Origin of the sequence: Heyndrickxia sp. MSNUG (genome assembly GCF_049532715.1) — a bacterium.
In the GTDB taxonomy this organism is placed as follows: Bacteria; Bacillota; Bacilli; order Bacillales; family Cytobacillaceae; genus Mesobacillus.
This window is the reverse complement of the sequence record NZ_CP150978.1, coordinates 3384989-3402899: the sequence shown is the minus strand read 5'-3', so window position 1 is coordinate 3402899 and position 17911 is coordinate 3384989. Positions and strand designations below refer to the sequence as shown.

The window sequence follows — 17911 nt, the reverse complement described above, 5'->3', positions numbered from 1 at the left end:
ACGAGTTAGGATCAATTTAATACCAGTTGAAGTATTGAGCAGACTATTAAAAAGACTTTTTAGGCCATAGGAGCAGAAATCCAAGCCTTTCGGGAGATATGTCTCTATTTGTCACCAGTGGCGCAGTTCCCTAAAACCCTTCAGGAACAAAATCTTCAAGCCTGATGGAAAACGTTACACCTCATGAATTCCAGGATTAGAGCGGAAACTAAAAATGTTCGGAAAGGCGGGACACACTTTTGCGGACATTTTCACGATTAAAGGGTCTTCCTGTGTATGAATTGGCAAGTGGGCAAAAACTGGGCGAAGTTTGTGATGTGAGCATTTCAAGCAATGGAAGCGTAGTAGGCTTACTTGTTAAAAAAGGTGCGTTCATTAAGAAAATGTGTCAAGTCAAGGTAGCCAATGTTGCTTCCTTTGGCTGCGATGGGATCATGGTAAAAGACCTATCAGCATTGGAACCTATGGAGACAGAACCTGAATATACATTTGTACACAACCAGAGCCTTGCAGGGAAACTGCTCCTTTCTGAGGAAGGAGAGCAGCTAGGGTTAGTAGACGACGTATATTTCATGGAAGAATTGGGAACGATTGTAGGGTACGAATTAACGGATGGCTTTTTTTCGGATATCACGAATGGAAAGCGTGTGATCAAGTCCATTGGTCCGCCTGCAATCGGAAAGGATGCCATCATCGTCACTGTCAAATCGAGATGAGGTGTCCCTGTATGTTAAGTTGTCCCAATTGCAGAAGCAAGGATATCGGCAAAATTGGAATAAACCAATACTATTGCTGGAATTGCTTTATTGAACTGTCTTTATCCAAAGGTCTAATCCATACCCACCAGGTCGAGGAGGATGGAACATTAAGCTCCCTTGACGACTTGTTTGATGAAGATCAACGTCAATATGGCATGTAAAATAAATTGAAGAGGTGAAACACATGAATAAAATGTTAACCTCCGTTATTGCATTTGGCGCTGGTATGGCAGCCTATAATTATGCTTCCAACAACAATATGATGTCTGGAAGGAAAATGAAAAGGATGTCTAAGAAAGTGGCGAGAGCTTTATTTTAGAATAAAATCTATCCCCTGTATTTTATGCAGGGGATTTTTGTATTCAAGTTGGAAAAAATAAGACGAAATTTCCAATTCGCTATAACAAAGAAAATTTCGCTATAAAAAATTTTTTTTAGCTATATTCTTTAAATTATCGCTTTAAAAAAGCGTTTTTCGCTATAAAATCAATAACATCGCTATATAAAGATCTGGACTCGGGCTAAAAATGTATAATCGCCCCTCTTTCTTCCAAGAATAAACAGGTAGGATGGTGGAACGGATGAATATCCAGATGAAATGGTATTACCGGCTTGGATTTCTTCTCCTTTTGTTTATTGTTCTCTATATCTTTGTCAAGCTCCAGGCATTATGGGTGCCTGTCCTGGAAGTGCTCTTTACGCTTTTTGTTCCATTTGCTGTCGCGGCGTTCATTACATATCTGCTTCACCCGATAGTGGAAGGCCTCCATCAGCGCGGGCTCCATCGCGGAATTGCAATCCTGATCATTTATATTTTGTTCTTTGGCGGGATGGGCTTCGCTTTTTACAAAGGAATACCGGCATTGATTCATCAGCTGAGGGATCTTGCTGAAAATGCACCATATTTTGCGGAGCAGTATAAAGGTATGGTCAATAACATCATGGACCAGACTTCGTCATGGCCCGCTGGCATCCATGAAAGGATCGAGGATGGCATCAACCGGATGGAGACCTGGCTGGATGGGGTGCTTGCCGGCGTAATGACGTTCCTGATGGATATCATCAATTCAATCCTTACGATAGCAGTCATTCCGTTCATTGCCTTTTATATGCTGAAAGATTTCGATGCAATGAAAAAGGCGGCATGGTATGTCACGCCGCGGCAGTGGAGACAGTCGGGGACAAAGTTCCTTCATGATGTTGACAAGTCGCTTGGAAGCTATATACGCGGGCAGCTGCTTGTATGCCTCGTGATCGGGGTCTTGTCAACGATCTTTTTTGGATCGCCGGCATAAAATATTCACTTCTGCTGGGGGCGATTGTCGGCATCACGAATGTAATCCCGTATTTCGGGCCAATCATCGGTGCTGTACCAGCAGTTATTATCGCAGCAACCATGTCGGTAAAAATGGTGCTGATCTCCGTAGCGATTGTGTTCTCTCTGCAATTCTTAGAAGGAAATATCCTATCTCCTTTAATTGTTGGAAAAAGTCTTCATATGCACCCGCTCATGATCATGTTTGCTCTGCTGGCTGGGGGAGAAATTGGCGGGATTCTAGGATTAATTCTTGCTGTGCCGGTTCTAGTAGTATTAAGAGCTGCCCTTATCCATGCGAAAGACCATATTATTTTGGAAAGAAAAAAAGAAAGGCCGACATAAATTTTACGAAGTCGTTTGACAAACTGAAAACTGCTATATATAATTCGGCTATAGAATAATAATTAGCAAAATGTAGAAGGAACGAGTATGTTATAGACCATCGTTAAGAGAGGAATTCCATGGGCTGGAAGAATTCCCGATGAAGGATAACAGAAGGCTATTCCGGAGTGCAGGAAAAACCTGCCGTAGCAGCCGCGTTAAGGCGTTATTGAGAGATGGGCGCACGTTTTCCGCGTTCATAATCAGGGTGGTACCGCGAGCAAGCTCTCGTCCCTGTCCAGGGATGAGGGCTTTTTTTGTTGCCTAAAATCCCTGAAATGCTTAATTTTGACCGATTTAGGAGGTTGTGTATATGAAAAAACTAACAGGTTCTGAAATCAGAAAAATGTATCTTGAATTTTTTAAGGAAAAGGGCCATGCCATCGAACCAAGTGCTTCACTCGTCCCTCACGACGATCCATCTCTGCTATGGATTAACAGCGGAGTTGCGACTTTGAAGAAGTATTTTGACGGCCGGGTCGTACCTGAAAATCCAAGAATTACAAACGCACAGAAATCAATCCGTACAAATGATATCGAGAATGTCGGCAAAACTGCACGCCACCATACATTCTTCGAAATGCTTGGAAACTTCTCAATTGGTGATTACTTTAAGGTTGAAGCGATTGAATTCGCTTGGGAATTCCTTACGGATAAAAATTGGATTGGGTTTGATCCAGAAAAGCTGTCAGTAACAATTCATCCAGAAGATGATGAAGCATTCAACATCTGGAGAGAAAAAATCGGGGTTCCTGAAGAACGTATTATCCGCCTTGAAGGAAACTTCTGGGATATCGGCGAAGGACCAAGCGGACCGAATACAGAAATCTTCTATGACAGAGGAACAGAATACGGAAATGACCCTGAAGATCCGGAATTATATCCTGGCGGCGAAAATGATCGTTACCTTGAAGTATGGAACCTTGTATTCTCCGAATTCAACCATAATCCGGATGGCACATACACTCCGCTACCGAAGAAAAACATTGATACAGGAATGGGTTTAGAGCGTATGGCTTCAGTTGTCCAGGACGTTCCAACCAATTTTGACACTGATTTGTTCATGCCGATCATCAATAGTACAGAAGAGATTTCCGGTGAAAAATATGGCGTTTCAAAGGAAAAGGATGAAGCATTCAAGGTCATTGCTGACCATATCCGTACGGTAGCATTTGCAGTCGGCGACGGTGCTCTTCCATCAAACGAAGGCCGAGGATATGTACTCCGCAGACTGCTGCGCCGCGCTGTCCGATATGCAAAAAAATTGAACATCAACCGTCCGTTCATGTTCGAATTAGTACCTGTAGTTGGTGAAATCATGCATGATTTCTATCCAGAGGTAAAAGAAAAAACCGATTTTATCCAAAAGGTCATTAAAAATGAAGAAGATCGTTTCCATGAAACACTTTATGAAGGTCTTGCAATTCTTTCTGATCTTATCAAGAAAGAAAAGGAAAAAGGCAGCGGCATGATCCAGGGCGAGGATGTCTTCCGCCTTTATGATACTTATGGCTTCCCGGTTGAACTTACGGAGGAATATGCCGAAGATGAGGGCATGAAGGTTGACCATGAAGGCTTTGAGGTCGAGATGGAGTCTCAGCGTGAAAGAGCAAGGGCTGCACGACAGGATGTAGGATCCATGCAGGTCCAGGGCGGAGTTCTTGGCGACATTAAAGTTAGCAGCGAATTCGTAGGATACGATATTTTTGAATCAAACAGCAAGATCGTTGCACTAGTGAAAGACGGACAGTTTGCAGAAGAGGCAGCTGCTGGTGAAGAAATCCACTTTATCCTGGATGTCACTCCTTTCTATGCAGAAAGCGGAGGACAAATTGCTGACAAAGGTACGATTATAGCTGATGGAGTAAGATTATCTGTAATAAATGTCAAAAAAGCTCCTAATGGACAGAACCTGCATCACGCAGTGGTTGAAGAAGGCACAGTCACAAACGGTTTGGAAGTATCAGCAAAAGTTGACGAGGACAACCGCGCGAAAATCATTAAAAACCACACTGCAACACACCTGCTTCATCAGGCATTAAAAGATACTCTCGGAACGCATGTAAACCAGGCTGGATCACTTGTTGAACCTGACAGACTCCGTTTTGACTTCTCCCACTTTGGCCAGGTAACAGCTGAAGAACTAGAAAAGGTAGAAGCAATCGTGAACGAGAAAATTTGGAGAAGCATCCAGGTGGATATAAGCTTAAAACCAATTGCTGAAGCTAAGGAAATGGGAGCTATGGCTCTGTTTGGCGAAAAGTATGGCGATATCGTACGCGTTGTCAAAGTTGGAGATTACAGCTTAGAGCTGTGCGGCGGCTGCCATGTTCCTAATACATCTGTTATCGGATTATTCAAGATTGTTTCTGAAGGCGGTATTGGTGCGGGAACACGAAGGATTGAGGCTGTGACAGGCGAGGCAGCTTACAGAGTGCTGAACGATCAGATTGCGATCCTGAAAGATGCAGCTGTAAAATTAAAGACCGCTCCTAAGGAAGTAGCAAACAGAATTGATACAATGCTGATTGAAATGAAGCAGCTTCAGCGCGAAAATGAATCTCTTGCTGCAAAATTGGGTAATATTGAAGCAGGAAGCCTTGCATCTAAAGTAAAAGAAGTGAATGGTGTTCAATTGCTTGCAGCTCGTGTTCAGGCTGCTGATATGAACAGCCTGAGAAATATGGCTGATGATTTGAAGCAAAAACTGGGTTCAGCTGTCATCCTTCTTGGAACGACAGATGGAAGCAAAGTGAATTTGATTGCTGCTGTAACAGATGATTTGATACTCAAGGGCTACCAGGCAGGAAAACTGATCAAGGAAGCAGCATCCATTTGCGGCGGAGGCGGCGGAGGCCGTCCAGATATGGCTCAAGCTGGCGGGAAAGACCCATCAAAACTCGACAATGCGATTCAATTTGCCGAAGAATGGGTTAAATCAATTTGATATAAAGGGAAAGTAGTGTAGAATGAAGGTAATCTAAGAAGATTTTGCCTTCCATTTTTAGAAGTGAGGTGCATTCGATGAGCTCGTTTGATAAAACGATGAGATTTAATTTTCCCGAAGAGCCTTTTGAGCATGATGCGAATGAAGTCCTGCTGCAGGTCTATGAAGCATTGCAGGAAAAAGGATATAACCCGATCAACCAGATTGTCGGTTATCTGCTCTCTGGCGATCCGGCTTATATTCCCCGCCATCGGGATGCCCGCAATATCATCCGCAAGCTGGAACGGGATGAAATTATCGAGGAATTGGTTAAATCCTATTTAAGGAACCACCGAGAGGGGAAATAAATGCGTACGATGGGATTGGATGTCGGCTCAAAAACTGTCGGCGTTGCACTGAGCGATGAATTTGGATGGACTGCTCAGGGACTTGAAACATTGAAAATAAACGAAGAAGAAAATGTGTTTGGTTTCGATGAATTAGGTAAAATAATAAAAGAGTACGAAGTCAGCAAAGTTGTCGTTGGATTGCCTAAAAACATGAATGGCACAATCGGACCCAGAGGCGAAGCCAGCCAATTCTTTGCCCGTGAATTGGAAGAACGTTTTGGGGTTCCTGTCATTCTTTGGGACGAGCGTTTAACGACAGTAGCAGCAGAGCGTGTTTTGCTGGAGGCAGATTTAAGCCGAAAAAAACGTAAAAAAGTCATTGATAAAATGGCGGCAGTAATGATTCTACAAGGCTATCTTAATAGCCAAAATTAAATGAGGTGACTTTAATGGATCACGGAGAAAACAACATTACAGTAGTAGATGAAAACGGTAACGAACAATTATGTGAAGTGCTTTTTACATTTGACTCTGAAGAGTTCGGCAAGTCTTATGTTTTATATTATCCAATCGGTGCAGATGAAAGCGACGATGAGGAAATTGAAATCCACGCTTCATCATTTATGCCAACTGAAGATAAACAGGATGGCGAATTGATGCCTATCGAAACTGATGAAGAATGGGATATGATTGAAGAAATGCTTGAAACGTTCCTTGCTGAGCAAGACGAAGAATAAACCATGCTAGAGACCAGGCTAAATGCGGCCTGGTCTTTTTTTATATACGTTTACAAATGGCATTCTCTCAAAACTACTGCAGGCATTACACCAGCTTCTATTGTTTTATAATTAAAATTATATTTTTTCTCGCAAAAGGCGAATCCCGCCGAGAACATCTCAACGGAATATTTCTCTCCTGAATGGTGATGGGTACGCTCCCAGAATAACTTAGGTGATATTTCACTCGTGAATGTCATCCCCACTATAAGCCAGCGCCTGAAGCAGGATTCAAGTTAATAAGCAGTTTTAAAAAAATCATCAAACTAATCGAATGCCATTTCTTTATGATTTTCTTGTCGGATGATAGGTTAATTTGTCGCTTGAGGTATTTTTTCGTAATTATTTGCAAATAAAAATATAAAATATAGTATAATGGTGCGAGATGTGAAAATAGAGAGTATCCAGGTGATTAGCCCTGTGACTGGAGGGGGAGCTTATGTCTGACGAGAAAAATATAAATAACTCTAATAATGACAAAAAAAATGTAATTGCTGAGAAATTAATCGAGCAGCAGAAAGAAGCAAGGGTTGTCCGCAGGATTGTTTTCATCACTGCCATCGTGGCGATTCTAATGATTGGTGCCTTGGGCGGAGGCGGTTATTACTATATAAAATCCGCATTAAAGCCCGTTGATGAAAACAGCAAGAAAAATATCAATGTAACGATTCCAATCGGTTCGTCCACTAGTGGGATTGGAAAAATACTAGAGGACAAAGGTGTCATTAAAGATGCCAGGATTTTTAAATATTACGTGAAGTTTAAGAATGAGTCCGGTTTCATGGCGGGAGATTATAAAATGAATCCTTCCATGACCATTCCTGAAATCATCTCAAGTTTAAAAACGGGGAAAGTCATGCAGGACGTGGTCATGAAAATCACAATACCAGAAGGCAAACAACTGTCACAAATTGCTGGAATCATTGCTGAAAAAACACAGCAGGACCAGGAACAAATCTTTAAACAGCTGAACGATAAAGAATTTGTAAAGAAAATGATGGGGAAATATCCTGATGTACTGACAGAGGAAATCTTGAATGAAAAGGTCAAATATCCTCTAGAGGGCTATTTATTCCCGGCGACATATCCTTTCTATTCGGAGAAGCCAACGGTCGAAGAAATCGTGACGGTCATGCTCAGTAAAACTAAGGTAGTACTGGGTGATTTCAAAGGCCAGATGGAAGAGAAAGAAATGTCGACCCATCAGGTGATGACGATGGCATCGCTGATCGAAGAAGAAGCAACTGAAAAGGTTGATCGCGATAAAATCGCAAGCGTCTTCTACAATCGAATGGAAGCTGGAATGATGCTTCAAACTGACCCGACTGTCCTTTATTCCCATGGAGAACATAAAGACCGGGTACTGTATGAGGATCTCGAAATCGACGACCCTTACAATACCTATAAATACACAGGATTACCTCCTGGACCAATAGCCAATCCAGGTGTAGTGTCAATTGAAGCGGCACTGGCACCTGCTGACACAGACGATTTGTATTTCCTTGCAACATCTACTGGTGAGGTTCTCTTCTCTAAGACTTTGGAAGAGCACAATCGTAAAAAGAATGAACATATCACAAGCAAAAAATAGTAATACCTATAGGGAGATGCAGAAAGATTAGCATTTCCCTTCTTATTGTGGTAAAATAATTCAAGTGTTTTTTTCTCGAGATGATAGCGTGCATTACAGAATTAAGAGTTATGGCCTAACCTGGCTGAAGAAGCAGTTTGTTAGGTTTCTGGCAAACTGAAGTTTGCCTCTCTTATCCTGTGAACGCTATTTTTTTCATGCTCCAAGGTCTATTTTCCTGGGGCAATATAGATTTACACACTGGCTAATTTTATAGCCATTGAATAGAGGTGAGGGCAGCTTGCTAAATGAAAAGCTGCAGGATTATATAGACTCTCTTATACTGCCGAGACAGGGCTTGCTTGCTGAAATGGAAGAGTTCGCGGAAACCAATGGAGTCCCAATCATGGAGCCAGCAGGGATTGAAACGATGCTTCAGCTCTTGCGGCTTCAGCAGCCTGATGTGATTCTTGAAGTAGGCACAGCGATTGGCTACTCAGCACTCAGGATGGCATTTGCTCTTCCCGCAACAAAAATCGTGACACTCGAACGGGATGAGGAACGTTTTAATTTGGCTGTAGATTATATCAAACGGTCAGGGTTGCGGGGACAAATTGTCCAAGTAAAAGGAGATGCATTGGAGCTGGAACAGGAAGTCAGCGAATATGCTCCATTCGATGCCATTTTCATTGATGCGGCCAAGGGCCAGTACAGGAGATTTTTTGAAATTTATTCCAGGTTACTTAAGCCTGGAGGGGTGATCATTACTGACAATGTGCTTTTCAAGGGCCATGTTTATGATGATCAGGTGATTGAAAGCAAGAGGATTCGCAGTCTTGTGAAAAAAATAGATGAATTCAACCGCTGGCTGTCCAGTCATCCAGAGTATGATACGATCATACTTCCGATTGGCGATGGTGTAGCGGTTAGTAAGAAGAGGTGAGCGGAATGAAGAAACCTGAATTATTGGTAACACCGGTCAGTGTAAATGATATTATTCCTTTAGCTGAAGCTGGAGCGGATGCGTTTGTTGTCGGAGAACAAAAATTTGGACTTCGTCTTGCTGGTGAATTTTCACGTGACGATGTAAAAACAGCAGTAGAACTTGCACACTCCAAAGGCAAGGAAGTCTACGTAGCGATGAACGCACTTTTCCATAATGAAAAGATTGAGTTGCTGGGAGAGTATCTGACATTCTTAAAGGAAATCAATGTGGATGCTGTTATATTTGGTGACCCCGCGGTCTTGATGGCTGCTAAAGAACACACACCGGACTTGAAGCTGCACTGGAGTACGGAAACAACAGGCACAAACTGGTATACATGCAATTACTGGGGTAGAAAAGGTGCAAAAAGGGCCGTACTTGCCAGAGAAATTAATATGGATACGATTGTTGAAATGAAGGAAAACGCAGAGGTAGAGATTGAGGTCCAGGTTCACGGAATGATGAACATGTTCCAATCCAAACGCCCGCTTCTTGGTCATTATTTCGAATATCAGGGCAAGGCGATGGAAGTCGAAAACCGAAAAAAGGAACAAAATATGTTCCTTCATGATAAAGAGCGTGAAAACAAATATCCTATTTTTGAAGACGAAAATGGAACTCATATCATGAGCCCAAATGATATCTGTATTATCGATGAGCTGACAGAGCTTGTTGAAGCAGGGATCGATTCTTTTAAGATTGATGGAATTCTTAAGAGTCCAGAATATATTTTGGAAGTAACGAAGCTTTACCGCAAAGCGATTGATTTGGCTGTAGAAGAACCTGACCAATACGAAGATGAAAAAGAGGGGCTGCTGGCTGCAGCGGAAGAAATTCAGCCGCCAAACCGCCCGCTTGATACTGGATTCTTCTTTAAAGAGACTGTTTACTAGAAGTTAGAATATAAGGAGGTAGCGTCATGACAGCAGTGACAGACAAGATTTCACAGATTGTTGACGGAAAACGTGTGATTGTGAAAAAACCAGAACTGCTTGCTCCAGCAGGAAATCTTGAAAAATTGAAGATTGCCGTTCATTATGGTGCAGATGCCGTATTTATTGGCGGCCAGGAGTATGGTTTACGTTCAAACGCAGATAACTTTACATTTGAGGAAATGAAAGAAGGCGTCGAATTTGCTAAGAAATACGGCGCGAAGATATATGTTACGACTAATATTTTTGCCCATAATGAAAATATAGATGGACTAGAAGAATATTTAATGGGATTAAAGGAAGCAGGAGTTCACGGTATTATCGTGGCTGACCCATTAATCATTGAAACATGCCGCAGGGTTGCTCCTGAAATCGAGGTTCATCTGAGCACGCAGCAATCACTTTCTAACTGGAAGGCTGTTCAATTCTGGAAGGAAGAAGGCCTGGAACGCGTTGTTCTTGCAAGGGAAACTAGTGCAGATGAGATCAAGGAAATGAAGGAAAAAGTTGACATCGAAATCGAAACCTTCATCCACGGTGCAATGTGTATTGCTTATTCTGGACGCTGTACTTTAAGCAATCATATGACTGCACGCGATTCAAACCGGGGCGGCTGCTGCCAGTCATGCCGTTGGGATTACGATTTGTACACACAGGAAGGTAATGAAGAAAACCCGTTGTTCGGTGAAGGCGATGCACCATTTGCAATGAGCCCTAAAGATCTTAAGCTGATTGAATCAATCCCTCGCATGATCGAGATTGGCATTGACAGCCTTAAAATTGAAGGCCGAATGAAATCTATTCACTACATTGCAACTGTTGTAAGTGTATATCGTAAAGTGATTGATGCTTATTGTGCGGATCCAGAGAACTTTGTCATTAAGCAGGAGTGGCTTGAAGAACTTGATAAATGTGCGAACCGTGAGACAGCAACTGCTTTCTTCGAGGGAGTTCCTGGGTATAAAGAGCAAATGTTTGGAAACCATAGCAAGAAGACTACATTTGACTTCGCTGGACTTGTGCTTGATTATGATAATGAAAACCAAATGGTGACACTTCAACAAAGAAATTTCTTTAAGCCAGGCGATGAAGTTGAATTCTTTGGACCTGAAATCGAGAACTTTACCCACGTGGTTGAAAAAATCTGGGATGAAGACGGCAATGAACTTGATGTTGCCCGCCATCCTCTGCAAATCGTTAAGTTCAAGATGGACAAGCCTGTCTACCCAAATAACATGATGCGGAAGGAGAAGTAAGAGATGAACCGCAAGCCTGTTGTAATTGGTGTAGCCGGCGGCTCCGGCTCAGGGAAAACCAGCGTCACGAAAGCGATCATTGATAGCTTTAAAGGCCATTCTATCCTGATGTTAGAACAAGACTATTATTATAAAGACCAAAGCCATTTGCCAATGGAAGAGCGTTTAAAGACTAACTACGACCATCCGCTGGCATTTGACAATGATCTTCTAATAGAGCATATCGAAAAACTGCTTCGCTATGAACCAATAGAGAAGCCTGTCTATGATTATGCAATCCACACAAGGTCAAGTGAAATCATTGATGTGGAACCGAAGGATGTCATCATTCTAGAAGGAATCCTGATTCTTGAAGATGAGCGATTAAGGGACCTGATGGATATGAAGCTTTATGTAGATACAGATGCAGATTTGCGCATTATCCGCAGACTGCTTCGTGATATCAAAGAGCGTGGCCGTTCTATGGATTCAGTCATTGAACAATATGTAAATGTGGTAAGGCCAATGCACAACCAGTTCATTGAACCTACTAAACGCTATGCAGATATTATCATTCCGGAGGGCGGCCATAATCATGTCGCAATCGACCTAATGGTAACAAAAATTCAAACAATTCTTGAACAAAAATCATTTTTGTGACACAATAGCATAGATAAAGCTGGACTTAGAAGTACTTAATCAGTGCTTCTATTAGTCCGGATTAATTTAATGGTCCATTTTTGGACTCTCTTTTAATGCGCGCCCTTAAAAAGGACGCGCTCCTGTATATTTTTCAGGTTACATAATATAATATTACACAATCTATTTTTTGGGGAATTGTGAAGACTAGAAGGAGTGAAGGATTTTGGCTACAGAGAAAGTTTTTCCTATGACATTAGCTGGGAAAGAAAAACTGGAACAAGAATTGGAAATGTTGAAAACGGTTAAACGTAAAGAAGTTGTTGAAAGAATAAAAATTGCGCGCAGCTTTGGTGATCTTTCAGAGAACTCTGAGTACGATTCTGCAAAAGAAGAGCAAGCGTTTGTTGAGGGCCGTATCACAACTCTGGAGAATATGATCCGCAACGCAAAAATCATTGAGGAAGGCGAATTAAGTACAGATGCAGTTAGCTTAGGCCGTACTGTCACTTTCGTAGAGCTTCCTGATGGTGATGAAGAATCCTACACCATCGTAGGTAGTGCTGAAGCAGATCCATTTGAAGGGAAAATTTCAAATGACTCTCCGATTGCGAAAAGCTTAATGGGTAAAAAAGTTGGAGATGAAGTTTCCGTTCAGACTCCTGGCGGTGAAATGAGCGTCCGTATCACATCTATTAAGTAGGCTTTTTAAACAAGCATGCAGTAAATAGTAAATACACGTTCACGCAATATAATAAATTTATTCATGCTGTTCTAATTTAACAGTTTGAAACTTCGAAACCTCGTCAAAACTTTTGACGAGGTGTTTTTTATGCGCAGGAAAAGAATGATTGTCTGGATCAGCATTTGTATTGCCGGCATTGGCCTGCTTCTGTTCAGGCTGGCAGAGTTGCAGCTTCTTGATACAGAATCATTTTCAAAGCACGAAATTAATTTGATAGAGGCAAGTGTCAAGCAAAGATCACAGGAAATGGTGGTTGACAATGGCAGGGGAAATTTCCTTGATCGTTCCGGTAATCCCTTATCCTATGAAACGTCATCGGTCCTTGTTCTTTTCCCTTTCTTAAAAAAGATGGACTGGCAGGTACATCAGGTTGCTAAGACAATAGGTGTATCGGAGTATGCACTTAAGAATGCGGTAGAAAAATCAAAGGAGCCCTTTGCGTACGGTGATCCGGATCCTGTGATTCTCACCAGAAGCCAGATGGATGCAATTAATGAAATGAAAATCCCCGGTGTGTTTGCTGTTGAGCGTAAGTATCCATTGGATAAAATCCCTGCGGCTCAGCTGCTTGGCATTATTGGTGAAAACGAGAGCCTGCTGAAATCACGATACGGGGAGAAGGATTTCCTTCCGAGGACATTGATTGGCCTCTCAGGCCTTGAAAAAAGCTTTGATGAATTTCTCGTAGCAGAAGGGAAATCGAAGCTTGTCTACCATGTGGATGGTGAAGGAGCACCGCTTTTTGGAATTAATGTTAAGTATATTGAACCGGCGAATCCGTTTTATCCAATCAACGTGCAGACCTCGATTGATAAGGATCTTCAAATGATTGTCGAAGAAGCAGTAGACAAGTATGACATAAAAAAAGGCGGAGTAGTATTGCTCGATATCAAAACCAATAGCGTGCTATCAATGGTATCTAGGCCGGAAATCAATAAGAAAGCGCCATTTAGCGACGAGGGAATAGAGAATATGATGGTTAAGCAGCACATCCCTGGTTCAGTATTTAAGACGGTTGTCGCGGCGGCAGCAATAGATTCCGGGCTTGATGATCCAAATCGGAAGTTTGATTGCAGCAAAAAGTTAAATGGAGAACCTGATTTGAAATACGATCATGGAATGCTCAATTTTACTGAAAGTTTTGCGAGAAGCTGCAACCGTACATTCGGAGATATCGCCAGAGAGCTGCAGGAGAAAGATCCAACCATTCTGGAAAGATATGCAGAAATGCTCTCAGTTAAAGGTGGTGTAGGCTGGAAAGGGGATATATTCCACCTGGAAAACTTTCAGCAAATGCAGGATGAAGAGGAAGGCAGAATTTTTGTATCCGAGGATGCCCGAAAGGACCGTAACTTTTCAGCCTTATCCGGAATTGGACAGCATGAGGTAAGGGTATCTCCATTGGCCGTTGCGAATATGATGGCGACGATTGCGCGCGGAGGAGAAAAGGATATGGTGAGGTCCGTTCTATCGATCCAGTACCAGAATGGTGCGGAAATGACCGAGTTTCCAAAGGAAAAGCTTAAAGGAGATAGAATATCACCATATACAGTAATGAAGCTCCAAAAGCTTTTGAGGGAAGTAGTTGTAAATGAACATGGAACAGGTAGGTGGTTCAAGGATTTGCCATATGCTGTGGCTGGAAAATCCGGAACCGCAGAGACTGGAATTTACGATGGGAAAAAGCAGCTTCACAACAAATGGTTTGCAGGTTATTTTCCATATCAAAATCCAAAATATGCACTTGTTGCAGTTAATTTAGGAGTGCCAGATGATGAAGGTGGCGTGAATCCACTGTTTGCTGATATAGTAAAAGCCGTCTATGACTATAATCAGGAATGACTCATGACCTGAGGGCTGATTGGCTGGTAACTAATTAGATAAAGATAAAATCCTTCAAGTTTGTGTTCAGTCATGGTAGAATGTTGACAACCTTATAAGGGAGGGAAAGACCTTGAAAAATGATTATGACAACCTGAATGAGGGAGCCCGTTCAAGAACAAGGGCAAAGCGAAGAAAAACCAACCTTATTTTAAATACCTTGATTGTTGTCGTTATTTTATTAATTGTCTTTGTTTCTGTAAACATTTTTTTCAGTAATGATGAAGAAGCAGCGGACAACAAAAATGCTACTTCAGAACATGAAAAAGACGCTGCCTCTTCAGGCAAAAAGGATAACAAGGATAACAAGGATAACAACGGCAGTGAAAAAGCCGATGAAGATAAGAATGGAGAAAAGAAAGAGCAATCGGATGATGGTACTGCAGATGATTCAGGTGCTGCAGAATCAGAAGACAGTGAAGACCTAGGCGATCCTGTGGTGACTGAAGGCGGAAGTGATGCAAATGTAAAACAGACAATCGAGAATCCGGGCTGGCAGCCAGTCGGAACCACTCAGTCTGGAGAACATGCTCCCGTCTTTGACCAGAATTCGGTAGATTGGCAAGAAATGATCTTGGCATACTCTTATGCTACCGGAATTGATAAAAACAATATGACGGTTTGGTTTAATCAGAATAATGGAGCACCAAATACAGCATTAGGCACTGTTTCTGCAAAAGGCAGCGATCAAACCTACAGGGTAGCTATAGAATGGGTTGATGGCCAGGGCTGGAAGCCGGTAAAGGTAGAAGAATTGATCCAAAACGATAAACGATAATCGACAGCGTTAGGCTGGATAAAGGGGTCCTGAGAGAGGGGCCCCTTTACTTTTTTGCCTTGAAATGGACAACCGCTGAATAGAACAGTCTCCCCTTATCGTCGATGTGCATTTGATGAGAAACATTGTGTACTGTCAGCATAATGGCTTTATTGATTTCTATTTGCTTGTTTATATTCTTTTCAAGCGTTTTTAAGTCAATTGCTTCAAAAAATTCTACCTTATCTTCAATTAAGTCGAAATGGAATTCCATAATAAATCTCCTCATACCAAAGTTGATTTTTATACTTATAAATAAAAAATAGCAAAATCTCTATAAAAATAAAACGTTTTTTGATAAATTAAAATGATGGGCATATTTGCGAGGGTTTGATCTAATTCTAGTACATAATACCAAACACATGCAAAAACAGTGATTTTACATAGGAGAGATTAATATGGCAAGAACGTTATTATATAACGGCACAATCATTACTTGTAACGCGGAAAACGAAGTGATCGAATCTGGGGCAATCGGATTTGAGGATGAAAGAATTGTTTATGTCGGCAAATCGCCTGAGGATCTCTCGGCATACGAAAAAAAATTGATCTTAAAGGTAACTACGTCCTGCCTGGATTGGTAAATACCCATGGCCATTCATCGATGTCATTACTCAGGGGATATGCTGATGATTTGCACCTGCAAACGTGGCTAGAAGAGAAAATTTGGCCGCTTGAGGCTAAATATACCCCTGAACATGCAAAATGGGGAGCATACTTGTCTATTCTTGAGATGATTCGTACGGGGACGACTACTTTCGTTGATATGTATGACAATATGGACGAAGTTGCAAAAGCTGTTGAAGCTGCTGGGATTCGAGGTGTATTGTGCAGAGGTGTCATCGGTTTTGGCTCAGAGGAGCTCCGCCAAAGCAAGCTAAATGAAGCTGCGCAGTTTGCGAAGAACTGGAATTATGGTGCAGATGGCCGAATAACAACGATGCTGGCCCCCCATTCTCCTTACACATGTTCACCAGAGTATATTTCCCAAATCATCGAAAAATCGGTTGAGCTGAATGTTCCGCTGCATACACATATGTCTGAAACAAAATTTGAGGTAGACAAAAATATTGAGGAATTTGGCGAAACACCTGTTGCACACCTGAACAAGCTTGGTTTCTTTGACCGACAGTCCTTAGTTGCGCATGCTGTGCATGTTAATGAGGCAGATCTTGATATTCTTGCAAGCAAGGATGTGAAAATCTCACACAATATTATCAGTAACCTGAAGCTTGGCAGCGGAATTTCTCCTGTCAGCAACATGATGGAAAAAGGAATCACAGTAAGCCTTGGAACCGACAGTGTCGCGTCAAATAACAACCTTGATTTATTTGAAGAAATAAAAGCCGTAGCAACAATCCATAAAGGGATGGCACAAGATGCTACTGCAGTCAACGCTGTCCAGGCATTGAGGATGGCGACAATTAATGGAGCTTCCGCTGTTTGGCAGGAAAATAAGATTGGCTCCCTTGAGAAGGGGAAGGATGCGGATTTGATTGTAATCGATTCAAATCAGAGCTTCTATTACCCGCGACATAATCCTGTATCCCATCTTGTATACTCAGGGTCGGGCAGAGATGTAAAGGATGTCTATGTCAAAGGGAAGCAACTCATGGAGAATCGCCAATTCTTAACCATCGATGAAGAAAAAATTCTTTTTGAAGCAAACCGCATGTCAAAAATGCTGACAGTATAAGTTTTGAATAAATCCCATAAAGAACAATCTATGTAATTTAACTTGGAGGTAAAGAGTATGAGAATCGGAATTATTGGTGCTATGGATGAGGAAATCCAGCACATCCTGGATGCCATGAGCAATTATGATGAAAAGAAAAAAGCAGGCATTACTTTTTATGTGGGAGCTTTTAATGGCTATGACATTGTACTATGCAAATCAGGAGTAGGGAAAGTAAATGCCAGTGTTTGCACACAGATTTTAATTGATGAATTTGCAGCTTCCAATATCGTTTTCACAGGAGTCGCAGGAGCAGTGAATCCAGAGCTGAAAATCGGGGATATTGTTATTTCAACTGATTGCCTGCAGCATGATATGGATGTAACCGCATTAGGCTTCAAGCTTGGTGAAATTCCTTACACTGAGGTTTCCGTCTTCAAAGCGGATCCTAAATTAGTTGACCTGGCGATTTCAGCAAGTAAAGAGATTGTACAGGATAAAAAGATTGTCAGCGGTAGGATTCTCTCAGGAGACCAGTTCATCGCTGACCGGAATAAAGTCAAAATTCTTCATGAGGAGCTTCAAGGATTTTGTACAGAAATGGAAGGTGCTGCTGTTGGACAGGTTTGCAGCATGAATGAGATTCCATTTGTCATCATCCGATCTATGTCTGATCAGGCCGATGGATCTGCAGATGTTAACTTCCTTGAATTCACAAAACTAGCATCAAAGAATTCTTTTGAAATCGTTAATGAAATGATTAGGAATTGGAATTTGTAAATTACTGAGGTCAAAGTCCCTTATAGAATAAGATGCTTAGCTTGTCGACAAAGATACAGATCAAAGAACAGATATTGAAAACCTGTTGATTGGAGTGGAAAGTGCGCAGACTCCTCCGAAAATGCTAACGCATTTCCATCGTG

General features: G+C 41.8%; 17 protein-coding genes, 2 pseudogenes and 1 other annotated feature. Of the genes and pseudogenes, 18 read left to right on the top strand and 1 reads right to left on the bottom strand.

Annotated elements, in window-relative coordinates:
* Nucleotides 1-239 precede the first annotated feature (239 nt).
* From AABM38_RS17220 to AABM38_RS17145, 16 genes and pseudogenes are all read left to right on the top strand, one after another.
* The gene (locus AABM38_RS17220) at nt 240-716 is read left to right on the top strand and encodes a PRC-barrel domain-containing protein (RefSeq protein ID WP_423407496.1); all 477 of its coding nucleotides are present in this window, start codon (nt 240-242) and stop codon (nt 714-716) included.
* An 11-nt stretch (nt 717-727) separates the two neighbouring features.
* Nucleotides 728-919, top strand: coding sequence for a hypothetical protein (locus AABM38_RS17215; RefSeq protein ID WP_207500111.1), 192 nt, complete (start codon nt 728-730; stop codon nt 917-919).
* A gap of 23 nt (nt 920-942) precedes the next feature.
* Entirely contained in the window at nt 943-1077 is a 135-nt protein-coding gene (locus tag AABM38_RS17210) for a YrzQ family protein (protein WP_335376268.1), read from the top strand.
* A 262-nt stretch (nt 1078-1339) separates the two neighbouring features.
* A pseudogene (locus AABM38_RS17205) lies at nt 1340-2418 on the top strand (AI-2E family transporter).
* Between the two features lie 64 nt (nt 2419-2482).
* Nucleotides 2483-2696 (top strand) — a binding site (T-box leader).
* Nucleotides 2697-2770: 74 nt separating this feature from the next.
* A complete protein-coding gene (alaS, locus tag AABM38_RS17200) occupies nt 2771-5404 on the top strand; it encodes an alanine--tRNA ligase (protein WP_423407495.1) in 2634 nt (877 codons plus the stop codon).
* 77 nt (nt 5405-5481) lie between these two features.
* Nucleotides 5482-5751 (top strand): IreB family regulatory phosphoprotein, encoded by a 270-nt coding sequence (locus tag AABM38_RS17195; protein ID WP_023627198.1) that lies wholly within the window; start codon nt 5482-5484, stop codon nt 5749-5751.
* Entirely contained in the window at nt 5752-6168 is a 417-nt protein-coding gene (gene ruvX / locus AABM38_RS17190) for a Holliday junction resolvase RuvX (protein WP_423407494.1), read from the top strand.
* A gap of 14 nt (nt 6169-6182) precedes the next feature.
* On the top strand, nt 6183-6470 hold the full coding sequence (locus AABM38_RS17185; RefSeq protein ID WP_423407493.1) for a DUF1292 domain-containing protein: 288 nt from the start codon (nt 6183-6185) through the stop codon (nt 6468-6470).
* Between the two features lie 478 nt (nt 6471-6948).
* Entirely contained in the window at nt 6949-8100 is a 1152-nt protein-coding gene (gene mltG / locus AABM38_RS17180) for an endolytic transglycosylase MltG (protein WP_423407492.1), read from the top strand.
* A 280-nt stretch (nt 8101-8380) separates the two neighbouring features.
* On the top strand, nt 8381-9022 hold the full coding sequence (locus AABM38_RS17175; RefSeq protein WP_423407491.1) for an O-methyltransferase: 642 nt from the start codon (nt 8381-8383) through the stop codon (nt 9020-9022).
* 5 nt (nt 9023-9027) lie between these two features.
* The gene (locus AABM38_RS17170; RefSeq protein ID WP_423407490.1) at nt 9028-9957 is read left to right on the top strand and encodes a peptidase U32 family protein; all 930 of its coding nucleotides are present in this window, start codon (nt 9028-9030) and stop codon (nt 9955-9957) included.
* Nucleotides 9958-9983: 26 nt separating this feature from the next.
* On the top strand, nt 9984-11252 hold the full coding sequence (locus tag AABM38_RS17165) for a peptidase U32 family protein (RefSeq protein WP_423407489.1): 1269 nt from the start codon (nt 9984-9986) through the stop codon (nt 11250-11252).
* A gap of 3 nt (nt 11253-11255) precedes the next feature.
* The gene (gene udk, locus AABM38_RS17160; protein ID WP_335433159.1) at nt 11256-11891 is read left to right on the top strand and encodes a uridine kinase; all 636 of its coding nucleotides are present in this window, start codon (nt 11256-11258) and stop codon (nt 11889-11891) included.
* Between the two features lie 205 nt (nt 11892-12096).
* Nucleotides 12097-12573, top strand: coding sequence for a transcription elongation factor GreA (gene greA / locus AABM38_RS17155; protein WP_335376259.1), 477 nt, complete (start codon nt 12097-12099; stop codon nt 12571-12573).
* Between the two features lie 129 nt (nt 12574-12702).
* The gene (locus AABM38_RS17150; RefSeq protein WP_423407488.1) at nt 12703-14457 is read left to right on the top strand and encodes a peptidoglycan D,D-transpeptidase FtsI family protein; all 1755 of its coding nucleotides are present in this window, start codon (nt 12703-12705) and stop codon (nt 14455-14457) included.
* A 112-nt stretch (nt 14458-14569) separates the two neighbouring features.
* The gene (locus AABM38_RS17145; RefSeq protein ID WP_423407487.1) at nt 14570-15274 is read left to right on the top strand and encodes a YrrS family protein; all 705 of its coding nucleotides are present in this window, start codon (nt 14570-14572) and stop codon (nt 15272-15274) included.
* Nucleotides 15275-15320: 46 nt separating this feature from the next.
* Here the strand turns inward: AABM38_RS17145 and AABM38_RS17140 are convergent, their stop codons facing one another.
* Complete coding sequence (locus AABM38_RS17140; RefSeq protein WP_423407486.1) at nt 15321-15527, bottom strand: YrzA family protein; 207 nt, start codon at nt 15525-15527, stop codon at nt 15321-15323.
* A gap of 184 nt (nt 15528-15711) precedes the next feature.
* Here AABM38_RS17140 and AABM38_RS17135 point away from each other — a divergent pair.
* Both AABM38_RS17135 and AABM38_RS17130 read left to right on the top strand, forming a co-directional pair.
* Nucleotides 15712-17009, top strand: a pseudogene (locus AABM38_RS17135) (amidohydrolase family protein).
* A gap of 57 nt (nt 17010-17066) precedes the next feature.
* Nucleotides 17067-17768 (top strand): 5'-methylthioadenosine/adenosylhomocysteine nucleosidase, encoded by a 702-nt coding sequence (locus AABM38_RS17130; RefSeq protein ID WP_423407485.1) that lies wholly within the window; start codon nt 17067-17069, stop codon nt 17766-17768.
* Nucleotides 17769-17911: the final 143 nt, after the last annotated feature.

What these genes read in the sequence shown, in the direction of transcription:
- AABM38_RS17140 (WP_423407486.1), bottom strand. Translation starts at nt 15,527, where the DNA reads ATGGAATTCCATTTCGACTTAATTGAAGATAAGGTAGAATTTTTTGAA.
- alaS (WP_423407495.1), top strand. Translation starts at nt 2,771, where the DNA reads ATGAAAAAACTAACAGGTTCTGAAATCAGAAAAATGTATCTTGAATTT.
- ruvX (WP_423407494.1), top strand. Translation starts at nt 5,752, where the DNA reads ATGCGTACGATGGGATTGGATGTCGGCTCAAAAACTGTCGGCGTTGCA.
- AABM38_RS17210 (WP_335376268.1), top strand. Translation starts at nt 943, where the DNA reads ATGAATAAAATGTTAACCTCCGTTATTGCATTTGGCGCTGGTATGGCA.
- AABM38_RS17170 (WP_423407490.1), top strand. Translation starts at nt 9,028, where the DNA reads ATGAAGAAACCTGAATTATTGGTAACACCGGTCAGTGTAAATGATATT.
- AABM38_RS17150 (WP_423407488.1), top strand. Translation starts at nt 12,703, where the DNA reads ATGCGCAGGAAAAGAATGATTGTCTGGATCAGCATTTGTATTGCCGGC.
- mltG (WP_423407492.1), top strand. Translation starts at nt 6,949, where the DNA reads ATGTCTGACGAGAAAAATATAAATAACTCTAATAATGACAAAAAAAAT.
- AABM38_RS17215 (WP_207500111.1), top strand. Translation starts at nt 728, where the DNA reads ATGTTAAGTTGTCCCAATTGCAGAAGCAAGGATATCGGCAAAATTGGA.
- AABM38_RS17185 (WP_423407493.1), top strand. Translation starts at nt 6,183, where the DNA reads ATGGATCACGGAGAAAACAACATTACAGTAGTAGATGAAAACGGTAAC.
- AABM38_RS17195 (WP_023627198.1), top strand. Translation starts at nt 5,482, where the DNA reads ATGAGCTCGTTTGATAAAACGATGAGATTTAATTTTCCCGAAGAGCCT.
- AABM38_RS17165 (WP_423407489.1), top strand. Translation starts at nt 9,984, where the DNA reads ATGACAGCAGTGACAGACAAGATTTCACAGATTGTTGACGGAAAACGT.
- udk (WP_335433159.1), top strand. Translation starts at nt 11,256, where the DNA reads ATGAACCGCAAGCCTGTTGTAATTGGTGTAGCCGGCGGCTCCGGCTCA.
- AABM38_RS17130 (WP_423407485.1), top strand. Translation starts at nt 17,067, where the DNA reads ATGAGAATCGGAATTATTGGTGCTATGGATGAGGAAATCCAGCACATC.